This is a genomic window from Rathayibacter sp. AY1D1, assembly GCF_002932635.1.
In the GTDB taxonomy this organism is placed as follows: domain Bacteria; phylum Actinomycetota; class Actinomycetes; order Actinomycetales; family Microbacteriaceae; genus Rathayibacter.
Genome location: NZ_PSVY01000023.1, coordinates 17,004 through 36,087, shown reverse-complemented (window position 1 = coordinate 36,087; position 19,084 = coordinate 17,004). Strand labels below are relative to the sequence as shown.

Sequence of the window (19,084 nt, the reverse complement as noted above, 5' to 3'; positions counted from 1 at the left end):
GAGGCGGTCACTCCGCCGGCCGGTCCTCGAGCATCTGCTCCATCAGCGAGATCTCGGCCTCCTGGGCCTTCACGACGGAGGAGGCGAAGTCGGTGGCGACCGTCACGCGGCTCCGGGCGAGCAGCGCCTCGGCCATATCGATCGCGCCGCGGTGGTGGGCGATCATCAGCTCGAGGAACATCCGGTCGAAGTCGCGGCCCGACGCGCTGCTGAGGGCGGTGATCTGGTCCGGTGTCGCGAGACCGGGCATGCTCGCCGGCACGACGCCGTCCTCGGTCCCCATCCCCATCGACGAGTGCTCGTCGGCGGCTCCGGCCAGGGTCGGCCGGCCCATCCAGGTCATCGAGGGCTCCGGAGCAGCCTGCGGCAGGCCCCACGAGTTCAGCCAGCCGAAGAGCTGCCCGGCCTGCTGCTGCTGGGTGAGCAGGATGTCCTTCGAGACGGTGAGGACCTCGTCGTCGGCGCTGCGCTCGCGGGCGATCATCGCCAGCTCGGCGCCCTGCAGGTGGTGCACCTGCATGTCGCGCGCGAAGCCCGCTTCGGCGCTGGCGCTCGAGGGCGTCGCCGCGGAGGCGAACGGGGCGAGCGCGCCGAAGAGGTAGCCGCCGGCCGCTCCGAGGAGGAGCGCGACCACGGCGACCGCGGCGACGAGGATCCGGCCCCTACTGCTTGCCGGGCGCATCGATCCCTCCGGTGCAGGGGGCGCCGGGCTCCGGAGCGCTCGAGGACTGCCAGAAGCGCTCGACGAAGGCGTCGATGCGGGGGTCCTCGGGCGAGTCGATCGCGACCTGGGCGTCCCAGGCGCTCAGCACGATGGGCGACTCGAGGCCCTCGTAGGGCGAGACGACGGAGTAGGTGTCGGGCATCGCGGCGATCAGCGCGTCGACCTCGCTCTGCGGGAGCTCGGGGTCGTACGTGGCCCAGACGGCGCCGTGCTCGAGGTCGTGCACCGCGTTCTCGTTCGGGACGGGCTCGTCGTAGACGCCGCAGTTCATCCACACGGCGTTGTGCGGGCCGCCCGCCGGCGGGGTCTGCGGGTAGTCGACGGCGCCGGCGACGTGGGTGGCGTCGTTGTCGAAGGTCTGCAGGCCGTCGATCTCGCGCGCCTCGACGATCTGCTGGTTCCCGAAGACGGTGACCGCGACGATCCCGCCGACCGCGAGGACGGCCAGGGCCGACAGCGACCAGATCCAGATGCGGGAGCCGCGCTTGCGGCGGTCCTGCTCGCGCTTGTAGGCCTCGAGCTTCTCCTGTCGGGCGCGGTTCTTGGCGGACATCGTGTCTTTGGGCACGGCGGCGTCTCTCGTTCTGAGGGCGGAAGGCGCCTGGGGCGGGCGCAGGCGCCTGAGAGGCGCTCTCAGAGGATAACGAGCGAGGCTTCGGATCGGATCAATGCGCGGTCAGGGGGATCTCGATCTGCCCGCGGAGCGGGCTGCTCGATCAGCGGGATGCCCAACGGGCCCGCTTGATCCGCAGGGTGCGCCGCCGCTCCGCTCAGGGGGCGAAGGTGAGCCAGAGCAGCAGGCCGTTCAGGACGATGAGGAAGACGGCGGCCAGGGCGGCGGCGAGGGTGGTGAACCAGCGGTTCGTCTGGTCGCCCATCAGGCGGCGGTCGCGGGTCAGGATCACGAGCGGCACGAGCGCGAAGGGGATGCCGAACGACAGGACCACCTGGCTGAGCACCAGCGCGCGCGTCGGGTCGAAGCCGATCGCGAGCACCAGGAGCGCCGGGATCAGCGTGACCAGACGACGGGCGACGAGCGGCACCCGCACCTGGAGCAGACCGTGCATGATCTCGGCCCCCGCGTACGCGCCGACCGAGGTCGAGGCGAGGCCGGAGGCGAGCAGGCCGACGGCGAACAGGGTCGCGACCACCGGTCCGAGCGCCGCCCCGATGGCCGCGTGGGCGCCCTCGAGGCTGTCGGTCCCGGCGACTCCCGCGAGGGAGTGCGCGGCGAGGAGCAGGATCGCGAGGTTCACGGTGCCGGCGATGGCGAGCGCGATCGTCACGTCGATCCGGGTGGCGACCAGGATCCTCCGGCGCGCGCCGACGCCCTCGACGTGGCCGAAGCGGTCGCGGGCGAGCGCGGAGTGGGCGTAGATCGCGTGGGGCATGACGGTCGCGCCGAGGATCGAGGCGGCGAGCAGCACCGACTCCGAGCCCTCGAAGCGCGGCACGAGACCGGCGACGGTCGCGCCCGCGTCCGGCGGATCGACGACCACGCCGACCGTGAAGCCGACGGCGATCAGCACCATCAGCGCCGTGATCACCCGCTCGAACGGCTGCGCCCCGCCCCGCGTCTGCACGAGCAGCAGCACCAGCGAGACCGCGCCGGTGACCACGCCGCCGGCCAGCAGCGGCAGTCCGAAGAGCAGGTTCAGCGCGATCGCGCCGCCGATCACCTCGGCCAGGTCGGTCGCCATCGCCACCGTCTCGGCCTGCAGCCAGTAGGCCCGGCGGCCCCAGCGGCCGCGCAGGCGGTCGCCGAGCAGCTCGGGGAGGCTGCGGCCGGTCATCAGGCCGAGCTTCGCCGAGAGGTACTGGATGAGCCAGGCCATCAGGTTGCCGAGCACCACCACCCAGACCAGGAGGTAGCCGAACCGGGCGCCGGCCGTCATGTTGCTGGCGACGTTGCCCGGGTCGAGGTAGGCGACTCCGGCGACCAGCGCCGGACCGAGCAGGCGGAGGAGGTGGATGTCGGCCGGACGCCGCGGCGGTGCGGCGATCGGTGAGGTCATTCGGGGTCCGTTCCGGGTCGACCGCGGCGCTCGCGGACCCCCACGATAGGGCACCGGCGCGACCGGCGGCACTCCCCTCCCGAGACCGCTCCCTGTGCCTCCGCCCACCCCCGTCACACGCCCGCAGCCGGTTGCTACGCTGGCGGGATGAGCCTGGATCGCGCCCTTCCCGCACGCCCGGAGACCGGGATGGCCTACGCCGATTCGGTGCTCGACCTCATCGGCGACACCCCGCTGGTGAAGCTGGGTCCGGTCGCGGCGGGCGTGCAGGCGACCGTGCTGGTCAAGGTCGAGTACCTGAACCCCGGCGGCTCGTCGAAGGACCGCATCGCGACCCGCATCATCGACGCCGCCGAGCGCGACGGGCTGCTGAAGCCCGGCGGCACCATCGTGGAGCCGACCAGCGGCAACACCGGCATCGGCCTCGCCCTCGTCGCGCAGCAGCGCGGCTACCGCTGCGTGTTCGTGCTGCCGGACAAGGTGGGGGAGGACAAGCGCAACGTCCTCACCGCCTACGGGGCCGAGATCGTCGTGACGCCGACGGCCGTCGCTCCGGAGGACCCCGCCTCCTACTACTCCGTCTCGGACCGCCTCGCCCGCGAGATCCCCGGCGCCTTCAAGCCCAACCAGTACGCGAACCTCAACGGACCGCTCAGCCACTACGAGACCACGGGCCCCGAGATCTGGCGCGACACCGCCGGCCGGCTCACCCACTTCGTCGCGGGAGTCGGCACGGGCGGCACCATCAGCGGCGCCGGCCGCTACCTCAAGGAGGTGTCGGAGGGCCGCGTGCAGATCGTCGGCGCCGACCCCGAGGGCTCCGTCTACTCGGGCGGCGGCGGTCGCCCGTACCTGACCGAGGGCGTCGGCGAGGACTTCTGGCCGAGCGCGTACGACCCGAGCGTGGTCGACCGGATCATCGCCTCCAGCGACGCCGAGTCGTTCGCGATGACCCGCCGCCTCGCCCGCGAGGAGGGGCTGCTCGTCGGCGGATCGAGCGGGCTCGCCGTCTCCGTCGCGCTCAAGGCAGCCGCCGGTCTCGGGCCGGACGACGTCGTCGTCGTGCTCCTGCCGGACGGCGGGCGCGGCTACCTCGGCAAGATCTTCAACGACCGCTGGATGCGCTCCTACGGCTTCCTCGAGATGCGCGACGAGGGCACCGTCCGCGACGTGCTCCGCGCGAGGGCGGCGAGCGGGCAGGCCGACCTCCCGGCGCTCGTGCACGCGCACCCGACCGACACGATCCGCGACGCGATCGGCATCATGACCGAGTACGGCGTCTCGCAGCTCCCGGTGCTGACCGCCGAGCCGCCGGTCGTGATGGGCGAGGTCGTCGGAGCCGTCGACGAGCGCGAGCTGCTCGACCGCGTCTTCGCCGGATCCGCCTCGATGAACGACCCGCTCGGCGACTGCGTGGGCGATGCGCTCGCGCTGATCGGGCTCGGCGAGAGCATCACCGCCGCCCGCGCCGCGCTCACCGAGCACAGCGCCCTCCTCGTCACCGACGAGGGCAAGCCCGTCGCGGTGATCACCCGACAGGACCTCCTCACCTACGCCACGGCCTGACGGCCGCCGCCTCCGCACCTCCGACCCAGGGAGCCCGCACCATGCCCAAGAAGCAGCACTTCGACACCCGCGCCATCCACGCCGGCCAGGAGTTCGATCCGACCACCGGGGCGGTCGTGCCGCCCGTCTACATGACCTCCACGTTCGTCCAGGACGGCATCGGCGGTCTCCGGGGCGGCTACGAGTACGCCCGCTCGGCGAACCCGACGCGCGACTCGCTCCAGGAGCTCATCGCCTCGCTCGAGGGTGCGGACGTCGCCTACTCCTTCTCCTCCGGCCTCGCGGCCGAGGACACCCTGCTGCGCGCCGCCCTCGCGCCCGGCGACCACGTCGTCCTGGGCAACGACGCGTACGGCGGCAGCCACCGCCTGATCGACCGGGTGCACAGCGCCTGGGGCGTGCGCAACACGGCCGTCGACATGTCGAACCTCCGCGAGGTGCAGCGGGCGATCGTCCCCGGTGAGACGAAGATGCTCTGGGTCGAGACCCCGTCGAACCCGCTGATGACCATCAGCGACATCGCCGAGCTCGCCGACCTGGCCCACGCGCACGACCTGATCGTCGTCGTCGACAACACGTTCGCCTCCTCCGCCCTGCAGCAGCCGCTGGCCCTCGGTGCCGACGTGGTCGTGCACTCGACCACGAAGTACCTCGGTGGCCACTCGGACGTCGTCGGCGGCGCGCTCGCCCTGCGCTCGGGGCCGCTGGCCGAGAAGATCGCGTTCCTGCAGTTCGCGGTCGGAGCGATCTCGGGCCCGATGGACGCGTGGCTCACGGTCCGCGGCATCAAGACCCTCGGGGTGCGGATGGAGCGCCACTCCGTCAACGCGCAGGCGGTCGCCGAGTTCCTCGTCGAGCACCCGGCGGTGACGGCCGTGCACTACCCGGGCCTGCCCTCGCACCCCGGCCACGAGCTGGCGAAGCGCCAGATGTCGCGGTTCGGCGGGATGCTCTCACTCGAGCTCGCGACGCCGCGCGCCGCCCGGAAGTTCGCCGAGTCGACCGAGCTGTTCCAGCTCGCGGAGTCGCTGGGCGGCGTCGAGTCGTTGATCGGCTACCCGAGCGAGATGACGCACGCGTCGGTGAAGGGCACGCCGCTGGAGGTCTCGGAGTCGCTGGTGCGCCTCTCGGTGGGCCTCGAGGACTCGTCCGACCTGATCGCGGACCTGTCGGCGGCGCTGCCGAAGAAGTAGAGGCGGGAACGCCGCCCCGCGGGGCGGCATCTCGATGGTGCGCCCGAGCCGGCCCCTGCCAGGATCGGGCGCATGACCTCCTCGCGCCGCTTCGTCGATCTCAGCCACACCGTCGCGGACGGGCTGGTGACCTACCCGGGCCTGCCCGCTCCGCGCATCCGGCCGCACCTCACCCGTGAGGCGTCCCGCGCCTCCTACGCACCCGGCACCGAGTTCGCGATGGACGTCATCGAGATGATCGGGAACACGGGCACCTACCTCGACAGCCCGTTCCACCGCTACGAGGGCGGAGCCGATCTCGCCGCTCTCCCGCTCGAGACGCTGGTCGACCTGCCGACCGTCGTGGTCGACGCGACCGGAGCCACCGAACGGGGCATCGGCTCGGACGCGGTCGCGGGACTCGACGTCCGCGGCGCCGCCGTCCTCCTCCGCACCGGCTGGGACGCGCACTTCGCCACGCCCGGGTACGGCAGGGGCGCCCCCTTCCTCAGCGGCGAGGCGGCGGAGGCGCTCGTCGCCGCCGGCGCGGTGCTGGTCGGCATCGACTCGGTGAACATCGACGACACGGAGTCGGGCGGATCGCGGCCCGCGCACTCGGCCCTCCTCGCCGCGGGAGTGCACGTCGTCGAGCACCTCACCGGCCTCGGCGGGCTGCCGGCGACAGGGGCGCGCTTCACCGCCGTGCCGCCGAAGGTGCGGGGCTTCGGGACCTTCCCGGTGCGGGCCTTCGCGGTCGTCGACGAGCCCTGACCGGCGCAGGGCGCCCGGGCGCCTCCGGCTAACCTGGACCGATGCATCCCGCTCTCGCCGCCGTCGGCCGGCGCGTCCGGCCCCGCACGCGCCTCGCGGCGCTGGGCCGTCGTGTCCGCCCCCGCACGCGGCTGCGCTCCGCGGCCCGGGTCGTCCGCTCCGCCCCTCAGCGCCTCTCGGAGCGCCGCGCCGCCGTGATCGCCGCCCGGCCGATCGACCACCCCTCGCCCGCGCTCCGGCGCGAGCTGCTGCTGCTCGACCTGGCCAACCGCTTCTCCCGCCGCTCCGCGGTCGATCCGGCGGGCGAGGTCGTGGTGACGATGACCACGCACGGCGAGCGGCTGCAGCGGGTCCACGTGGCGCTCGAGTCGATCGCCCGCGGCGATGCCCGGCCCGCGCGCCTGGTGCTCTGGCTCGACGACCCGGCCCTGCACGCCGACCTGCCCGCGCCGCTGCGCCGCCTCCGCCGCCGCGGCGTCGAGATCCGCCTGGTCGACGGATACCGCGTGCACACGAAGTACTACCCGCACCTGCTCTCGGGCCGGGCGGGGGAGCGCGACCTCGTCACCTCCGACGACGACATCGTGTACCCGCGCACCTGGCTGAGGGGCCTGCTCGACGCCCGCTCGCGCTACTCCCGCGAGACCGTGCTCTGCTACCGCGCCCACCGGGTGGGGATCGTCGACGGCGCCGTCGCTCCGTACACGAGCTGGATGTCGGTCACCGACACGCGCGCGTCGACCGATGTCTTCGGCACCTCCGTCTCCGGGCAGCTGCTGCCCGCCCCGCTCCTCGGCGAGATCGCCGCGCACGGGGACGCGTTCCGCGAGATCGCCCCGGACGCCGACGACATCTGGCTGCACGTGCGCGCGGTCGACGCCGGCTACCGGATCGCGCAGATCGAGCCCCGGGCCCAGCTGTTCCCGTTCGTGCCGCGCACGCAGCAGTCCGGGCTCTACCTCGTCAACTACTGGGACGGCGGCAACGACCGCCAGGCCCGCGCGGCCTACACGCCCGAGGTGACGGCGCGGATCGCGGCGGACGCCTCCGCGAGAGGGGAGGTGCGCTGATGCGCCTGCTGTTCGTGAGCAACCTCTATCCGCCCCAGGTGCTCGGCGGATACGAGATGACCTGTGCGCGCGTCGCGGAGGCGATGGCGGCCCGCGGCCACACCGTGCGCGTGCTGACCACGCCGACCTACCTGCCGCCGGAGCCCTCGGGCGTCGAGGTGCACCGCACGTTGAGCCTGCGCACCTACTTCCCGCTGCCGCAGACGGGCGGCGAGATCGCTCAGCTGCTGCACCACGAGAGCGCCGTCTCGCGGTTCGAGAACACCCGCATCCTGCTCGAGGAGCTGCGCGACTTCGCGCCGACCCACGTGGTGGCCTTCAACCTGCTCGGGATCGGCGGCCTCGCGCTGATCGACCTGCTGCGGGCGGTGGAGGCCCCGTGGATGTGGAACCTCGGCGACCGCATCCCGAACGCCCTGGTCGACGGGCTGCCCGAGCGCGTGCTCCGCGTCTACGGCGCCCAGGCCCCCGACCACTTCGACCGCGGCGAGATCGTCGCGGTCAGCCGCTCCCTCGTCGACGCGATCGAGGCCGGCGGGCTGAGCCTGGGCGAGGTCGAGGTGATCGGGCGCGGAGTGTCCGTTCCCCCCGACACCGCGGAGCCGCGGCGCTACCGCGAGGGCGGGACCACCCGGTTCACGTTCGCCGCGTCGCTCGGCGAGCACAAGGGCGTCGGGCTGGTGCTGGAGGCGGCGGCGTCTCTCGCGGAGGAGACCCGCGACTTCCGCGTGGACCTCTACGGCGACGGAGACGTGGACGGCTGGCGCGCCCGGGCGGACGAGGCGGGCCTGGCCGGCCTGGTCGAGTTCCACGGAGCGACGCCGCACGCCGAGGTGCTCGCCGCGCACGGCCGCGCCGACGCGTTCCTCTTCCCGACCTGGGCCGGAGAGGCGTTCGGCGTCGCGCCGGTCGAGGCGGCCGCGGCGGGCGCCGTGCCGATCGTGACGGCGGCCAGCGGAGTAGCGGAGTTCCTCATCGACGGCGTCGACTGCATCAAGATCACCCGCTCCGCCCCGGCGCTCCTCGAGGCGATGCGGGACGTGGCGAGCGGGGCGGTGGACCTCGAGGCGCTCGGTCGGCGGGGCCGGGCCGCGGCGCGCGGACCGCTCTCGTTCGAGCGCTCCGTCGAGCTGATCGAGGCCTCGCTCGAGCGCCGCTCCCGGCCGGGCCTCGCCGACCGCCTCGCCGACACCACCCTCGAGGCCGACATCATGGACAAGGATCTGCGGGCGATGGACGTGCTCCACCGCCGCTTCTCCGGACGGGACCACGACGATGACCACTGACCACGACTTCCTCCAGGACCCCGGCTCCGCGCCCACCCGGCTCGGCCGCGGCGGCGTCGTGCTCCGCGACGCGGTGCACCGGCTGGTCGCCCCCTGGTTCGAGCAGGCGCGGCTGCGCACGGAGGAGCTGCGCGCCGAGACGGCGGCCCTGCGCGACGAGGTGGCCGGGCTCCGCGGCGAGCTGAGCGCGGTGCAGGGCGACGTCTCCGTGCTGCGCGACGAGTCGGCGGGCCTCCGGGCGGCGCTGGACGAGCTCAGCGCGTCGGTCGCGGCCGACCGAGCCTCGTCCGAGGCGGCGGGTGCGGCGGCCGCCGAGCAGGCCGCCGACACCGCGGCGGCTCTCGACGAGCGCGTCCGCGGGGCCGAGCTCGAACTGCGGGCGGTCACCCGGCGCCTCGCGGAGGCGCTCGACCGCTGAGGCGGCGAGGCCCGGTCCTCGCGGCGATCAGGCGGGGACCGCCGTCCGCGCGAGCAGCTCGGCGATACGACCGGTGCAGCCGCCGCAGCCCGTGCCGGCGCGGGTCGCCCGCCCGACGCAGGCGACCGTCCCGTGTCCCGCCGCAGCCGCATCGGTGATCACCGCCGCCGTCACGCCGTTGCACCAGCAGACCGTGGCATCGGGGGCGAACGGATCGCCGGTCGCCGCGGCGCCCGCATCCGGGGCGTCCAGACGCAGGAGGCTCGACCGGTCCGCCGGCAGCTCCGAGCCCCGCTCGAAGAGGAGGCTGAGCTCGGCGCCGACCCGGGGCAGACCCACCGAGACGAACCCGCGCAGCACTCCTCCTGCGGTCACGAGCTTGGCGTAGCCGCCGCGGGCGGGGTCAGCCCACAGCGTCACCTCGAGGTGCTCCTCGCCCGGGCGGTGCGGGTCCCACGGCTCCGGGGCCACGTCGCCTCCTGCCACGAGGTCGACGCCCTCGGCCTTCAGCATCACGACCGCCGGTCGGGCGTCGGGGACGCGCTCCTCGCCGCAGCGGCCCTCCGCCTCCGCCCGGATCCGTGCTGCGAGCCGGTCCGCCTGCTCCCATCCCGGACCGATCAGTCCGCTCGGTCCGCCGGGCACGCGGCCGTCGGGCAGGGCCGAGCCGCGGGGGGCGACGTGCGCGCAGTCGCCGATCGCGAAGACGTCCGGGTCGCTCCAGCTGCGCAGCTGCTCATCGACCAGGATCCCGGTCGAGACGGCGAGCTCCGCGCCCGCGGCCAGCTCGACCCGCGCACCGACACCGCACGAGAGCACCAGCAGATCCCCCTCGATCTGCTTGCCGTCAGCGCAGACGAGCGCCTGGAAGTGCGCACGGCCGCGGTCGTCGTGCGCGAGCAGGACGCTCTCGGACCGGGCGTGCGCCACCATCTCGACGCCGGCCGCGCGGGCGGCCGCGGCCAGCATCCGGCCCCCGCCCGTGTCGAGATTGCGGGCCATCGGGATGTCGCCGTGGAAGACCACCACCACCTGCGCGCCCTGCTCGGCGGCCGCGAGGGCGAACTCGATCCCGAGCACTCCCGCCCCGAGCACGACGAGGCGCGCGCCGGAGCGCACGGACTCGCGGACCACCCGGGCGTCGGCCAGGTCGCGCAGCGCCACCACCCGCTCCGGGAGGGGCCGGGAGCCCGCGTCGAGCGACTCCGGATCGGCGGCGCGCACCGTCCGCTCGCGTCGGGACCGCTCCATCCCGGCGAGGGTCGGCACGTTCGCCCGGGCGCCGGTGGCCAGGACGAGGCGGTCGTAGGGCAGCCGCTCGCCGTCGTGCAGCCGCACGACGTTCCGCGCGCGGTCGATCCCCACGACGGCCGCTCCCAGGCGCAGGACGACGCCCGCCGCCTCCGCCGCCGTCCGGTCGCCGAGGTCGAGGCGCTCGCGGGTCGCCCGGCCGACGGCGTACTCCGCGAGCAGGACACGGTTGTACGGGTCGTCGCTCTCGGCGCCGACCACCGTCAGCGCGACCAGACCGGCCCGCACGGCCGGCAGCAGCTCCTCGACGAAGCGCGAGCCGACGGGGCCATAGCCGATCAGGACGATCCGCTCGGGAGGTGTCTCAGGCATGTGCCGTCCCTTCCGCGCGGACCCAGACCCGCGTGCGCTTGAACTCGGGCATCGACGACACCGGGTCCACGACGGCCTCGGTGAGGAGGTTCGCGCACTGCTCACCCGCGTAGTGGAAGGGCAGGAACACCGTGTCGTGGCGGATGTCCGCGGTGACGCTCGCGCGGGCGCGGACCACGCCGCGCGCGTTCCCGATCGCCACAGGTGCTCCGTCGCGGACGCCGAGCCGGGAGGCGGTCGCCGGGTGGATCTCGAGCCGAGCCTCGGGGCGGGCCGCATCGAGCTCCGCGACCCGCCGGGTCTGGGTGCCCGACTGGTACTGCTGGAGGTAGCGGCCGGTCACGAGGGTCAGCTCCTCGCCGCGGTCCACGACGACGGGGACGGCGGGGATGACGGCGACCAGGCGCGCCCGGCCGTCGGGGTGCCCGAAGCGCTCAGCGAAGAGGCGCGGCGTCCCCGTGCCGCCCGCGGGGTAGGGCCAGTGGGCGGCGATCCCGGTGTCGAGCAGGGCGTGCGAGAGGCCGGAGTAGTCGGCCACGCCTCCCGCGGACGCGCGGGCCAGCTCGTCGAACACCTCCGAGGGGACCGCCGACCAGCTCGAGGGGGCGTCGAGACGGCGCGCCAGCTCGCTCATGATCCAGAGCTCGCTGCGCACTCCTGCCGGCGGGTCGATCGCCCGGCGGCGGCGGAGCACCCGGCCCTCGAGCGAGGTCATCGTGCCCTCCTCCTCCGCCCACTGCGGCACCGGGAGCACCACATCGGCCAGCGCGGCGGTCTCGGAGAGGAAGAAGTCGCAGACGACCAGCGTGTCCAGGGCCTCGAGCCCGGCGCGGACGGCGTCGGCGTCCGGAGCCGAGACGACCACGTTGGAGCCGTGCACCAGCAGGCAGTGCACGGAGCGTCCGAGCTCGGCGAGCAGGGCGGTGGCGGGCAGGCCCGGGCCGGGGATCGATTCGGGCGTCACGCCCCAGACGGCGGCGACGTGGCGCCGCGCCTCCGGATCGCGGATGGAGCGGTACCCCGGGAGCTGATCGGCCTTCTGGCCGTGCTCGCGTCCGCCCTGGCCGTTGCCCTGACCGGTGAGCGTGCCGTACCCCGACCCCTCGCGACCCACCAGGCCGAGCACGAGAGCGAGGTTGATCGCGGCGGTCGCGGTGTCGGTGCCGTCGACGTGCTGCTCGACCCCGCGGCCGGTCAGCACGAACGACCGCCCCGCGGCGAGCCGGCGCGCGAGGGAGCGGAGGAGCGTGGTCGGCACGCCTGTGACCGCGGACGTGCGCTCCGGCCACCACGCCGAGACGCTGCGGCGCACCGCCTCGGCGCCGGTCGTGCGCGCGGCGAGGTAGGCGGTGTCGGCGAGGCCCTCGGCGAAGACCAGGTGGATCAGCCCGAGCAGGAGCGGCAGATCCGTCCCGGGAGCGGGCTGCAGATGCGTGCCGGCGCCGTCCTCCGTCAGCCGCGCGGTGGCCGAGCGGCGCGGGTCGACGACCACCAGGCCGCCCCGCGAGCGGGCACCGGCGAAGTGGGCGAGCAGCGGCGGCATCGTCGCGGCGACGTTCGAGCCCAGGAGCAGGATCGTGTCGGCGTCGTCGAGGTCGGACACCGGGAACGGCAGTCCGCGATCGACGCCGAAGGCGCGGTTGCCGGCCGCCGCGGCCGAGGACATGCAGAAGCGGCCGTTGTAGTCGATCCGGGAGGTGCCGAGAGCGATCCGAGCGAACTTCCCGAGCTGGTAGGCCTTCTCGTTGGTGAGGCCCCCGCCGCCGAAGACGGCCACCGCGTCGGCGCCGTGCCGCTCCCGGACGCCGCGCACCGCCCCGGCGACCGCGTCGAGCGCCTCCTCCCACGACGCCTCCGCGAGGACGCCGTCGGCGCCGCGCAGCAGCGGGGAGACCAGGCGCTGTCCGCTCGCCAGCAGCTCGACGGAGGTCCAGCCCTTGGCGCAGAGCCCGCCCCGGTTCGTCGGGAACTCCCTCCCCTCGACCGCCAGGGGCACGGGGCCCGCCGCGGGTGTCAGCGTCATCGCGCACTGCAGGGCGCAGTACGGGCAGTGGGAGTCGGTCGGGGCGGGTGCGCTCATCGTCAGATCCGGGTCCCCGTCTTCGCGGCGAGGCGGAGGTAGACGCCGGCCGTGATCGCGAGCATCACCGCATAGGCGCCGACGAACCAGCCCAGCGCCGTGGTGTAGTCGCCGAACTCGGTCTTGGAGAAGCCGAGCAGCTGGGGGATCACGAAGCCGCCGTAGGCGCCGATCGCCGAGATCAGGCCGAGCGCCGCGGCGGACGTGCGCTGGGCGCCGATGCCGTCGTCACCGCGCTGGCGGGCGCGGAGGGCGAACACCGTGGGGATCATGCGGTAGGTCGCGCCGTTGCCGATGCCGGCCGCCGAGAAGAGCACGAGGAAGCAGGCGAGGAAGAGCCAGAAGCTGCCGAGCGGCAGTGTCGCGATCACGCCGAGGATCCCGGCGCCCATGGCGACGAAGGCGAGGACCGTGACAGGCGCTCCGCCGAAGCGGTCGGCCAGACGGCCGCCGGAGGGGCGGGACAGCGAGCCCACCAGGGAGCCGAGGAACGCGAGGCCGACCGTCGCCGAGCCGACGGCGAAGCCGGAGAACTCGGGGAAGGTGTCGGCGATGAGCTTCGGGAACACGCCGGCGAATCCGATGAAGGACCCGAAGGTGCCGATGTAGAGCACGGCCAGCAGCCAGAGGTGCGGCTCGCGGAGCGCGGCGAGGGAGGCGGCGACGTCGGACTTCGCGGTCGAGAGGTTGTCCATGCGCTTGGCGGCGCCGATCATCGCCACGACGATCAGGGGGACCCAGAGGAAGCCGGCGATCGGCAGGTTCAGCGTGGCCGCGGCGCCGACGGTGATCGCGATCGGCACGACGAGCTGCGCGACGGAGGCGCCCAGGTTGCCGCCCGCGGCGTTGAGCCCCAGAGCCCAGCCCTTCTGCGCGTGCGGGTAGAAGAAGGTGATGTTCGCCATCGAGCTGGCGAAGTTGCCGCCGCCGAAGCCGGCGAGCGCGGCCACCAGGAGCATGACGCCGAACGGGGTCTCCGGATTCGAGACCGCGATGCCGAGTCCGACGCTCGGGATCAGCAGGAGGCCCGCCGACACGATCGTCCAGTTGCGGCCGCCGAAGCGGGGGACCATGAACGTGTACGGGATCCGCAGGGTGGCGCCGACGAGGCTCGGCATCGAGATGAGCCAGAAGATCTGCCCGGTGTCGAAGGCGAACCCGGCCGCCGGCAGCGAGACGACGACGACCGACCAGAGCTGCCAGACGACGAAGCCGAGGAACTCGGCGAAGATCGACCACCTCAGATTGCGAGCGGCGACGGAGCGTCCCTCCGCCTCCCACTGGGCGGGGTCCTCGGGGTTCCAGCCGTCGATCCAGCGGCCCGGCCGTCGGATGATGCCGGTGGATGTGGCGGCGGTCGTGGGGACGGTGGTCGGGGGTGCAGCAGTCATCGTGGTCCTCCGGAGGGTGGGCGGCGCGCGCGAGGGCGCGCTCGGGACGGGGAGGTGGAGCGGTGGTGGTGCGGGGAGGAGGCGTCAGGCGTTGCGCCCGAACAGCTCCGAGACGATGTCGACCAGCTCGCGGGCGGGCGGATCGACGGCGGTGAGGAGGGGAGCGGAGGCGAGGTCGGCCCCCGCGGAGGCGGCCAGGCCGGCGAAGTAGCCGGGCGCGAGCAGGTAGGTGGCGACCACGACGCGCGCGCCGGGGTGGGCGGCGCGCTCGGCGGCGACCGCCTCCGCGATCCGCGGCTCGGCGGCCGAGATGAACGAGGTGCTCACCTCGCGGCCGAGCTCGGCGGCGAGGAGGCGGCCGGTGGTCCAGCAGTCCGCGACGGCACCGGCGTCGCTCGAGCCGGCAGCGGCGAGCACGACGCGGTCGCCGTCGTCGAGCCCTGCCTCGTGGAGCCGGCGGGCGAGCACGCGCGCCAGGCGGGGATCGGGTCCGAGCGCGCCCGAGACCCGCACCGGCCGCTCCGCCTCCGCCGCGGCCTCGGCGAGGTCGACGTGCACGTGGTAGCCGGCCGAGAGCAGCAGCGGCACGACCACCGCCGGCCGGCCCGGCTCGAGAGAACCCAGGGTCGCGGGGACGTCGGGCTGCTGCACGTCGACGAAGGAGTCGAGCACGTCCAGCGCCGGGTTGGCCCGGCGGACCGCCTCGACCAGCGCGGCGACGGCACGCCTCCCGTCGTCGTCGGAGGTCCCGTGGGACGCGGCGACCAGAGCGGTCCGCTGGGCGACCTCGATCGTGCCGTCGCTCTCGCGCACCTGCCAGGTGGCGAGGTGCAGCTCCGCTCGTGTGAAGCAGGCGCCGGTCTCGAGGTCGAAGACGTCCTTGTGCAGGGGGGAGGCGATCGTGGGCCGCTGCACCCCGTCGACCAGACGCGAGCCGACGATGCCGCGTGAGAGCACGGCGGCGCCGGTCGCGGGGTCGAGGTTCGAGACGGCCCGCACCCGCCCGTCGGGCAGGAGGAACAGGGCGAGCTGCACACCGCCGACCAGGGCGGCCTCGCCCCAGAGCGGCTCGAGGTCGCCGACGGCGCAGACCGGCACCCAGGTGGTGGCGGTCGCGGGGGCGAGCCGATCGAGGAGGGTCATCGCTGCGCCTTCTTCCTGCGGGTGGGCCACCGCATCCGGTCGGACGCGATGAGGCAACGGTAGGGATCGCGCGTTTCGTGCGAGCACGCCTCCGGTGTCACGGGCGTAACGAAGCCCTCACGGCCTGCGGCGCTCGCCGAGAGGCGCGCGTCACACGCTGTTACACAGGGGCAACGGCGGGGAAACGGGCCGTCCCTACGGTGGACGTCATGACTCCTGGAGCGAACCCCGCCGCCCGGCCCCGACGCGTGCTCGTCGTCGGAGCGGGACCCGCCGCGCACCGCCTGGTCGACGCGCTCGTCGCCCGGGCCGGCGACCAGGCGCTGGAGATCACCGTCCTCGGCGAGGAGGTGCACCGTCCCTACGACCGCGTCGCACTCTCGAAGCGCCTCGACGGCGAGCACGACCTGACTCTGGGCGACGGCGCTCTGTGGGAGTCGGCGCGGCTGATCACCTCCTCCCGTGTCGTCGCGATCGATCCCGACCGCCTGCGCGTCGAGCTCGCGGACGGCCGCTCCCTCGAGGGCGACGAGATCGTCCTGGCGACGGGCTCCTCCGCCACGGTCCCGCCGATCGAGGGCGCCGAGCACGGCCGCGTCTACCGCACGCTCGAGGACGTGGACGGGCTCGTCGCCGAGCTCGCCGCGTTCCGCGCCCGGCGCGGACGCCCCGCGATCGTGGTCGTGGTCGGCGGCGGTCTGCTCGGCCTCGAGGCGGCGGGAGGCGCGCACCGGCTCGGTGCGCGCACCGCCCTCGTCCACTCCGGCCGCTGGCTGATGAGCGCGCAGCTCGACGAGGGCGCCGGGCAGGCCCTCGGCCGCATCATCTCGGCGCAGGGGATCGCGCTGCACCTCGGCAACCGGCCCACCGCGATCCTCACCTCGCCGACGGGGACGGTGCTCGGCGTCGCGCTGACCGACGGCAGCAGCATCAGCGCCGATCTCGTGGTCTTCTCCATCGGGATCACGGCGCGCGACGAGCTCGCCCGAGCGGTCGGGATCGAGGTCGCACCGCGCGGAGGCGTGGTCGTCGACGAGGCCTGCCGCACCAGCAGGGCGGGAGTCTGGGCCATCGGCGAGGTCGCCGCGATCGCCGGCCGCACGGTCGGGCTCGTCGCACCCGCCAACGCGATGGCGGAGGTGGTCGCCGACCGGATCCTCGGCGGCGACGCGACCTTCCCGGGGGTCGACGACGCCACCAAGCTCAAGCTCTCGGGCGTGGAGGTCGCCAGCTTCGGCGACGCCCTCGGCACCACGGAGGGAGCGCTCGAGGTCGTCTACGCCGATCCGGCCCGCGGTCTCTACCAGAAGGTCGTCGTCTCGGACGATGCGCGCACGCTGCTCGGCGGGATGTTCGTCGGCGACGCGGGCCCCTACTCCTCCCTCCGCCCGCTGCTGGGGCGCGAGCTGCCGGCCGAGCCCGGCGCCTACCTCGCGGCGGCGGGGGCGGAGGCGCCCTCGGGCGACCTTCCGGACGACGCCCAGGTCTGCTCGTGCAACAACGTCTCGGTCGGCGAGGTCCGCCACGCGATCGGCGAGGGGTGCACCGAGCTGGGGCCGCTCAAGGCCTGCACCCGCGCGGGCACCCAGTGCGGATCGTGCGTGCCCCTGGTGAAGAAGCTGCTCGACACGGAGCTGATCCGTGCGGGCGTCGAGGTCTCCCGCGCCCTCTGCGAGCACGTGGCGCTCAGCCGCAGCGAGCTGTTCGAGTCGGTCCGCATCCTCGGGCTGCACTCGGCCGAGCAGGTGATGGAGCGCTTCGGCTCCGGGCTGGGCTGCGACGTCTGCAAGCCGGTGATCGCCTCCGTCCTCGCCACCCAGACGAACGCCTACATCCTCGACGGCGGCCAGGCGCCGCTGCAGGACACCAACGACCGCGCCCTGGCCAACATGCAGAAGGACGGCACCTACTCCGTCGTCCCGCGGATCCCCGGGGGCGAGATCACGCCGGCGAAGCTCAAGGTGATCGCCGAGGTCGCCGAGCAGTACGGCCTCTACACGAAGATCACCGGCGGGCAGCGGATCGACATGTTCGGCGCCCGCCTCGAGCAGCTGCCCGAGATCTGGCGCCTCCTCGTCGACGCCGGCTTCGAGTCGGGTCAGGCGTACGGCAAGTCGCTGCGCACGGTCAAGTCGTGCGTCGGATCGACCTGGTGCCGCTTCGGAGTCCAGGACGCGGTCGGGATGGCGGTCTTCCTCGAGGAGCGGTACCGGGGTCTCCGCTCGCCGCACAAGTTCAAGCTCGGGGTCAGCGGCTGCGCCCGCGAGTGCGCCGAGGCGCGGGGGAAGGACATCGGCGTCATCGCGAGCGACCTCGGCTGGAACCTCTACGTCGGCGGCAACGGCGGCTACCAGCCGGCGCACGCCCAGCTGCTCGCGCAGGACCTCGACGACGAGACCCTGGTGCGCTACATCGACCGCTACGTCATGTACTACGTGCGCACGGCCGAGCGGCTCCAGCGCACCGCCCGCTGGCAGGAGGAGCTCCCCGGCGGACTCGAGCACGTGCGCGAGGTGGTCTGCGAGGACTCGCTCGGCATCGCCGCCGAGCTGGAGGCCGCCATGGCCACGCACGTCGACACCTACGTCGACGAGTGGGCGGCGACCCTCGCCGATCCCGACCGGCTCCGCCGCTTCCGCTCCTTCGTGAACGCCCCGGACACCGCGGATCCGCGCGTCGCGACCGTGCGCGAGCGCGGGCAGGTCCGGCCCGCCGGCCGGGACGAGAGACCGGACGGACCCGTGCTGGTCGCGGGGCCGAGGATCCCCGTCGGTCCGGCCGGGATCGGATCGGACTCGTGATGCAGCTCTCCCTCGACCTCGCCGGACGCCGTGTGCTCGTGATCGGCACCGCCTCCGGGACCCGCCGCGTGCTCGCCCGCTACCGAGCCGCCGGCGCACTCGTCGAGCGGCACGAGGCGGAGGACGCGCTCACCCCGGCGCCCCCGGCCCTGATCGTGTGGGTGGAGGGGCCGGCGCCGCTCCGAGCAGCGGCGGCCGAGCTCTGCCCCTGGATCGTCGACGAGGCCCCCGCGCCGACCCGGCCGGTCGGGCACGTCAGCATCGTCGGCGGCGGCCCCGGCGATCCGGATCTGATGACCCTCGCCGCCCGCCGCGCCCTCCGCGACGCGGACGTGGTGCTCTACGACCGGCTCGGTCCGCACGAGGGCCTGGCCGAGTGGGCGCCCGGCGCCGAGCTGATCGACGTCGGCAAGACGCCGGGTCATCATGCGGTGCCGCAGCACGAGATCGAGCGGCTGATGATCGAGCGGGCCCTCGCGGGTCTGGACGTCGTGCGCCTGAAGGGCGGCGATCCGTTCGTGTTCGGCCGCGGGTCGGAGGAGGTGCGCGCGTGCCGGCTGGCCGGCGTCGGCTCCACGGTCTTCCCCGGAGTGACCAGCGCGATCTCGGTGCCCGCCGCCGCCGGGATCCCGGTCACCCATCGCGAGGTCAGCAGGGCCTTCACCGTGGTCTCGGGCCATGCGCCGTTCAGCGAGCAGGAGCTCGGCCATCTGGCCGGGCTGGGCGGGACGATCGTGGTGCTGATGGGAGTGAACACCCTCCCGCACCTCGTCGCCGGGCTGCAGCGCGCCGGGATGCGCGCCGACACGCCCCTCGCGATCGTCGAGCGGGGCTGGTCGCGCGACCAGCGCACGACGGTCTCGTCGGTCGGCGCAGTGCTCGGCCTGCTCGCCGAGCTGGCACCGCGCTCGCCCGCCGTGATCGTCATCGGCGAGGTGGTCCGGCAGGCCGCGTGCCATGATGCGGGGGACCCCGAGAGCATCGCCCGAGCGGTCGATGCACTGACCGCGTGAGACCCCGAGGG

At 74.1% G+C, this 19,084-nt stretch carries 15 protein-coding genes; 8 read left to right on the top strand and 7 right to left on the bottom strand.

Annotated features, from left to right (window positions below):
- Window positions 1-7: 7 nt before the first annotated feature.
- From C5C56_RS13375 to C5C56_RS13365, 3 genes are all read right to left on the bottom strand, one after another.
- Window positions 8-682: a DUF305 domain-containing protein gene (locus tag C5C56_RS13375; RefSeq protein WP_104224341.1), complete on the bottom strand. Its 675-nt coding sequence runs from the start codon at window positions 680-682 to the stop codon at window positions 8-10.
- A complete protein-coding gene (locus tag C5C56_RS13370; RefSeq protein ID WP_244230507.1) occupies window positions 663-1,292 on the bottom strand; it encodes a DUF3105 domain-containing protein in 630 nt (209 codons plus the stop codon). Before C5C56_RS13370 ends, C5C56_RS13375 begins: the two co-directional genes overlap by 20 nt.
- Window positions 1,293-1,494: 202 nt before the next feature.
- Window positions 1,495-2,739: an Nramp family divalent metal transporter gene (locus C5C56_RS13365; protein ID WP_104227179.1), complete on the bottom strand. Its 1,245-nt coding sequence runs from the start codon at window positions 2,737-2,739 to the stop codon at window positions 1,495-1,497.
- Between the two features lie 189 nt (window positions 2,740-2,928).
- Between C5C56_RS13365 and C5C56_RS13360 the strand changes: the two genes are divergently transcribed.
- The 6 genes from C5C56_RS13360 (at window position 2,929) to C5C56_RS13335 (ending at window position 9,022) form a co-directional block, all read left to right on the top strand.
- On the top strand, window positions 2,929-4,305 hold the full coding sequence (locus tag C5C56_RS13360; protein WP_104224344.1) for a cystathionine beta-synthase: 1,377 nt from the start codon (window positions 2,929-2,931) through the stop codon (window positions 4,303-4,305).
- A gap of 41 nt (window positions 4,306-4,346) precedes the next feature.
- Window positions 4,347-5,498 carry a cystathionine gamma-synthase gene (locus C5C56_RS13355; protein ID WP_104224345.1) on the top strand — a complete coding sequence of 384 codons (1,152 nt, stop codon included), beginning with the start codon at window positions 4,347-4,349 and terminating at the stop codon, window positions 5,496-5,498.
- Between the two features lie 72 nt (window positions 5,499-5,570).
- Entirely contained in the window at window positions 5,571-6,248 is a 678-nt protein-coding gene (locus C5C56_RS13350; RefSeq protein ID WP_104261750.1) for a cyclase family protein, read from the top strand.
- Between the two features lie 41 nt (window positions 6,249-6,289).
- Window positions 6,290-7,318, top strand: a complete 1,029-nt coding sequence (locus C5C56_RS13345) for a glycosyltransferase (RefSeq protein ID WP_104319768.1) — start codon at window positions 6,290-6,292, stop codon at window positions 7,316-7,318.
- Window positions 7,318-8,604 (top strand): glycosyltransferase, encoded by a 1,287-nt coding sequence (locus C5C56_RS13340; RefSeq protein WP_104319767.1) that lies wholly within the window; start codon window positions 7,318-7,320, stop codon window positions 8,602-8,604. The genes C5C56_RS13345 and C5C56_RS13340 overlap by 1 nt, the downstream gene beginning before the upstream one ends.
- Entirely contained in the window at window positions 8,594-9,022 is a 429-nt protein-coding gene (locus C5C56_RS13335) for a hypothetical protein (RefSeq protein WP_104319766.1), read from the top strand. Before C5C56_RS13340 ends, C5C56_RS13335 begins: the two co-directional genes overlap by 11 nt.
- A 27-nt stretch (window positions 9,023-9,049) precedes the next feature.
- Here C5C56_RS13335 and C5C56_RS13330 read toward each other — a convergent pair whose 3' ends face one another.
- The 4 genes from C5C56_RS13330 to nirD form a co-directional block, all read right to left on the bottom strand.
- Window positions 9,050-10,645, bottom strand: coding sequence for an NAD(P)/FAD-dependent oxidoreductase (locus C5C56_RS13330; protein ID WP_104227174.1), 1,596 nt, complete (start codon window positions 10,643-10,645; stop codon window positions 9,050-9,052).
- Window positions 10,638-12,725: a molybdopterin oxidoreductase family protein gene (locus C5C56_RS13325; protein WP_104247712.1), complete on the bottom strand. Its 2,088-nt coding sequence runs from the start codon at window positions 12,723-12,725 to the stop codon at window positions 10,638-10,640. Before C5C56_RS13325 ends, C5C56_RS13330 begins: the two co-directional genes overlap by 8 nt.
- A 2-nt stretch (window positions 12,726-12,727) precedes the next feature.
- A complete protein-coding gene (locus C5C56_RS13320) occupies window positions 12,728-14,116 on the bottom strand; it encodes an MFS transporter (protein WP_104224352.1) in 1,389 nt (462 codons plus the stop codon).
- An 84-nt stretch (window positions 14,117-14,200) separates the two neighbouring features.
- Window positions 14,201-15,259, bottom strand: coding sequence for a nitrite reductase small subunit NirD (nirD, locus tag C5C56_RS18450; protein ID WP_104224353.1), 1,059 nt, complete (start codon window positions 15,257-15,259; stop codon window positions 14,201-14,203).
- A 209-nt stretch (window positions 15,260-15,468) separates the two neighbouring features.
- On the opposite strand from nirD, the gene nirB reads away from it, so the two are divergent.
- The gene (nirB, locus tag C5C56_RS13310) at window positions 15,469-18,060 is read left to right on the top strand and encodes a nitrite reductase large subunit NirB (protein WP_104224354.1); all 2,592 of its coding nucleotides are present in this window, start codon (window positions 15,469-15,471) and stop codon (window positions 18,058-18,060) included.
- The gene (cobA, locus tag C5C56_RS13305; protein ID WP_104273433.1) at window positions 18,060-19,073 is read left to right on the top strand and encodes a uroporphyrinogen-III C-methyltransferase; all 1,014 of its coding nucleotides are present in this window, start codon (window positions 18,060-18,062) and stop codon (window positions 19,071-19,073) included. The genes nirB and cobA overlap by 1 nt, the downstream gene beginning before the upstream one ends.
- Window positions 19,074-19,084: the final 11 nt, after the last annotated feature.

Excerpts from the sequence above, each read along its gene's own strand:
- C5C56_RS13345 (WP_104319768.1), top strand. The coding sequence starts at position 6,290 with ATGCATCCCGCTCTCGCCGCCGTCGGCCGGCGCGTCCGGCCCCGCACG.
- C5C56_RS13330 (WP_104227174.1), bottom strand. The coding sequence starts at position 10,645 with ATGCCTGAGACACCTCCCGAGCGGATCGTCCTGATCGGCTATGGCCCC.
- C5C56_RS13340 (WP_104319767.1), top strand. The coding sequence starts at position 7,318 with ATGCGCCTGCTGTTCGTGAGCAACCTCTATCCGCCCCAGGTGCTCGGC.
- C5C56_RS13325 (WP_104247712.1), bottom strand. The coding sequence starts at position 12,725 with ATGAGCGCACCCGCCCCGACCGACTCCCACTGCCCGTACTGCGCCCTG.
- C5C56_RS13355 (WP_104224345.1), top strand. The coding sequence starts at position 4,347 with ATGCCCAAGAAGCAGCACTTCGACACCCGCGCCATCCACGCCGGCCAG.
- C5C56_RS13365 (WP_104227179.1), bottom strand. The coding sequence starts at position 2,739 with ATGACCTCACCGATCGCCGCACCGCCGCGGCGTCCGGCCGACATCCAC.
- C5C56_RS13360 (WP_104224344.1), top strand. The coding sequence starts at position 2,929 with ATGGCCTACGCCGATTCGGTGCTCGACCTCATCGGCGACACCCCGCTG.
- nirB (WP_104224354.1), top strand. The coding sequence starts at position 15,469 with ATGACTCCTGGAGCGAACCCCGCCGCCCGGCCCCGACGCGTGCTCGTC.
- cobA (WP_104273433.1), top strand. The coding sequence starts at position 18,060 with ATGCAGCTCTCCCTCGACCTCGCCGGACGCCGTGTGCTCGTGATCGGC.
- nirD (WP_104224353.1), bottom strand. The coding sequence starts at position 15,259 with ATGACCCTCCTCGATCGGCTCGCCCCCGCGACCGCCACCACCTGGGTG.
- C5C56_RS13375 (WP_104224341.1), bottom strand. The coding sequence starts at position 682 with ATGCGCCCGGCAAGCAGTAGGGGCCGGATCCTCGTCGCCGCGGTCGCC.
- C5C56_RS13320 (WP_104224352.1), bottom strand. The coding sequence starts at position 14,116 with ATGACTGCTGCACCCCCGACCACCGTCCCCACGACCGCCGCCACATCC.
- C5C56_RS13350 (WP_104261750.1), top strand. The coding sequence starts at position 5,571 with ATGACCTCCTCGCGCCGCTTCGTCGATCTCAGCCACACCGTCGCGGAC.
- C5C56_RS13335 (WP_104319766.1), top strand. The coding sequence starts at position 8,594 with ATGACCACTGACCACGACTTCCTCCAGGACCCCGGCTCCGCGCCCACC.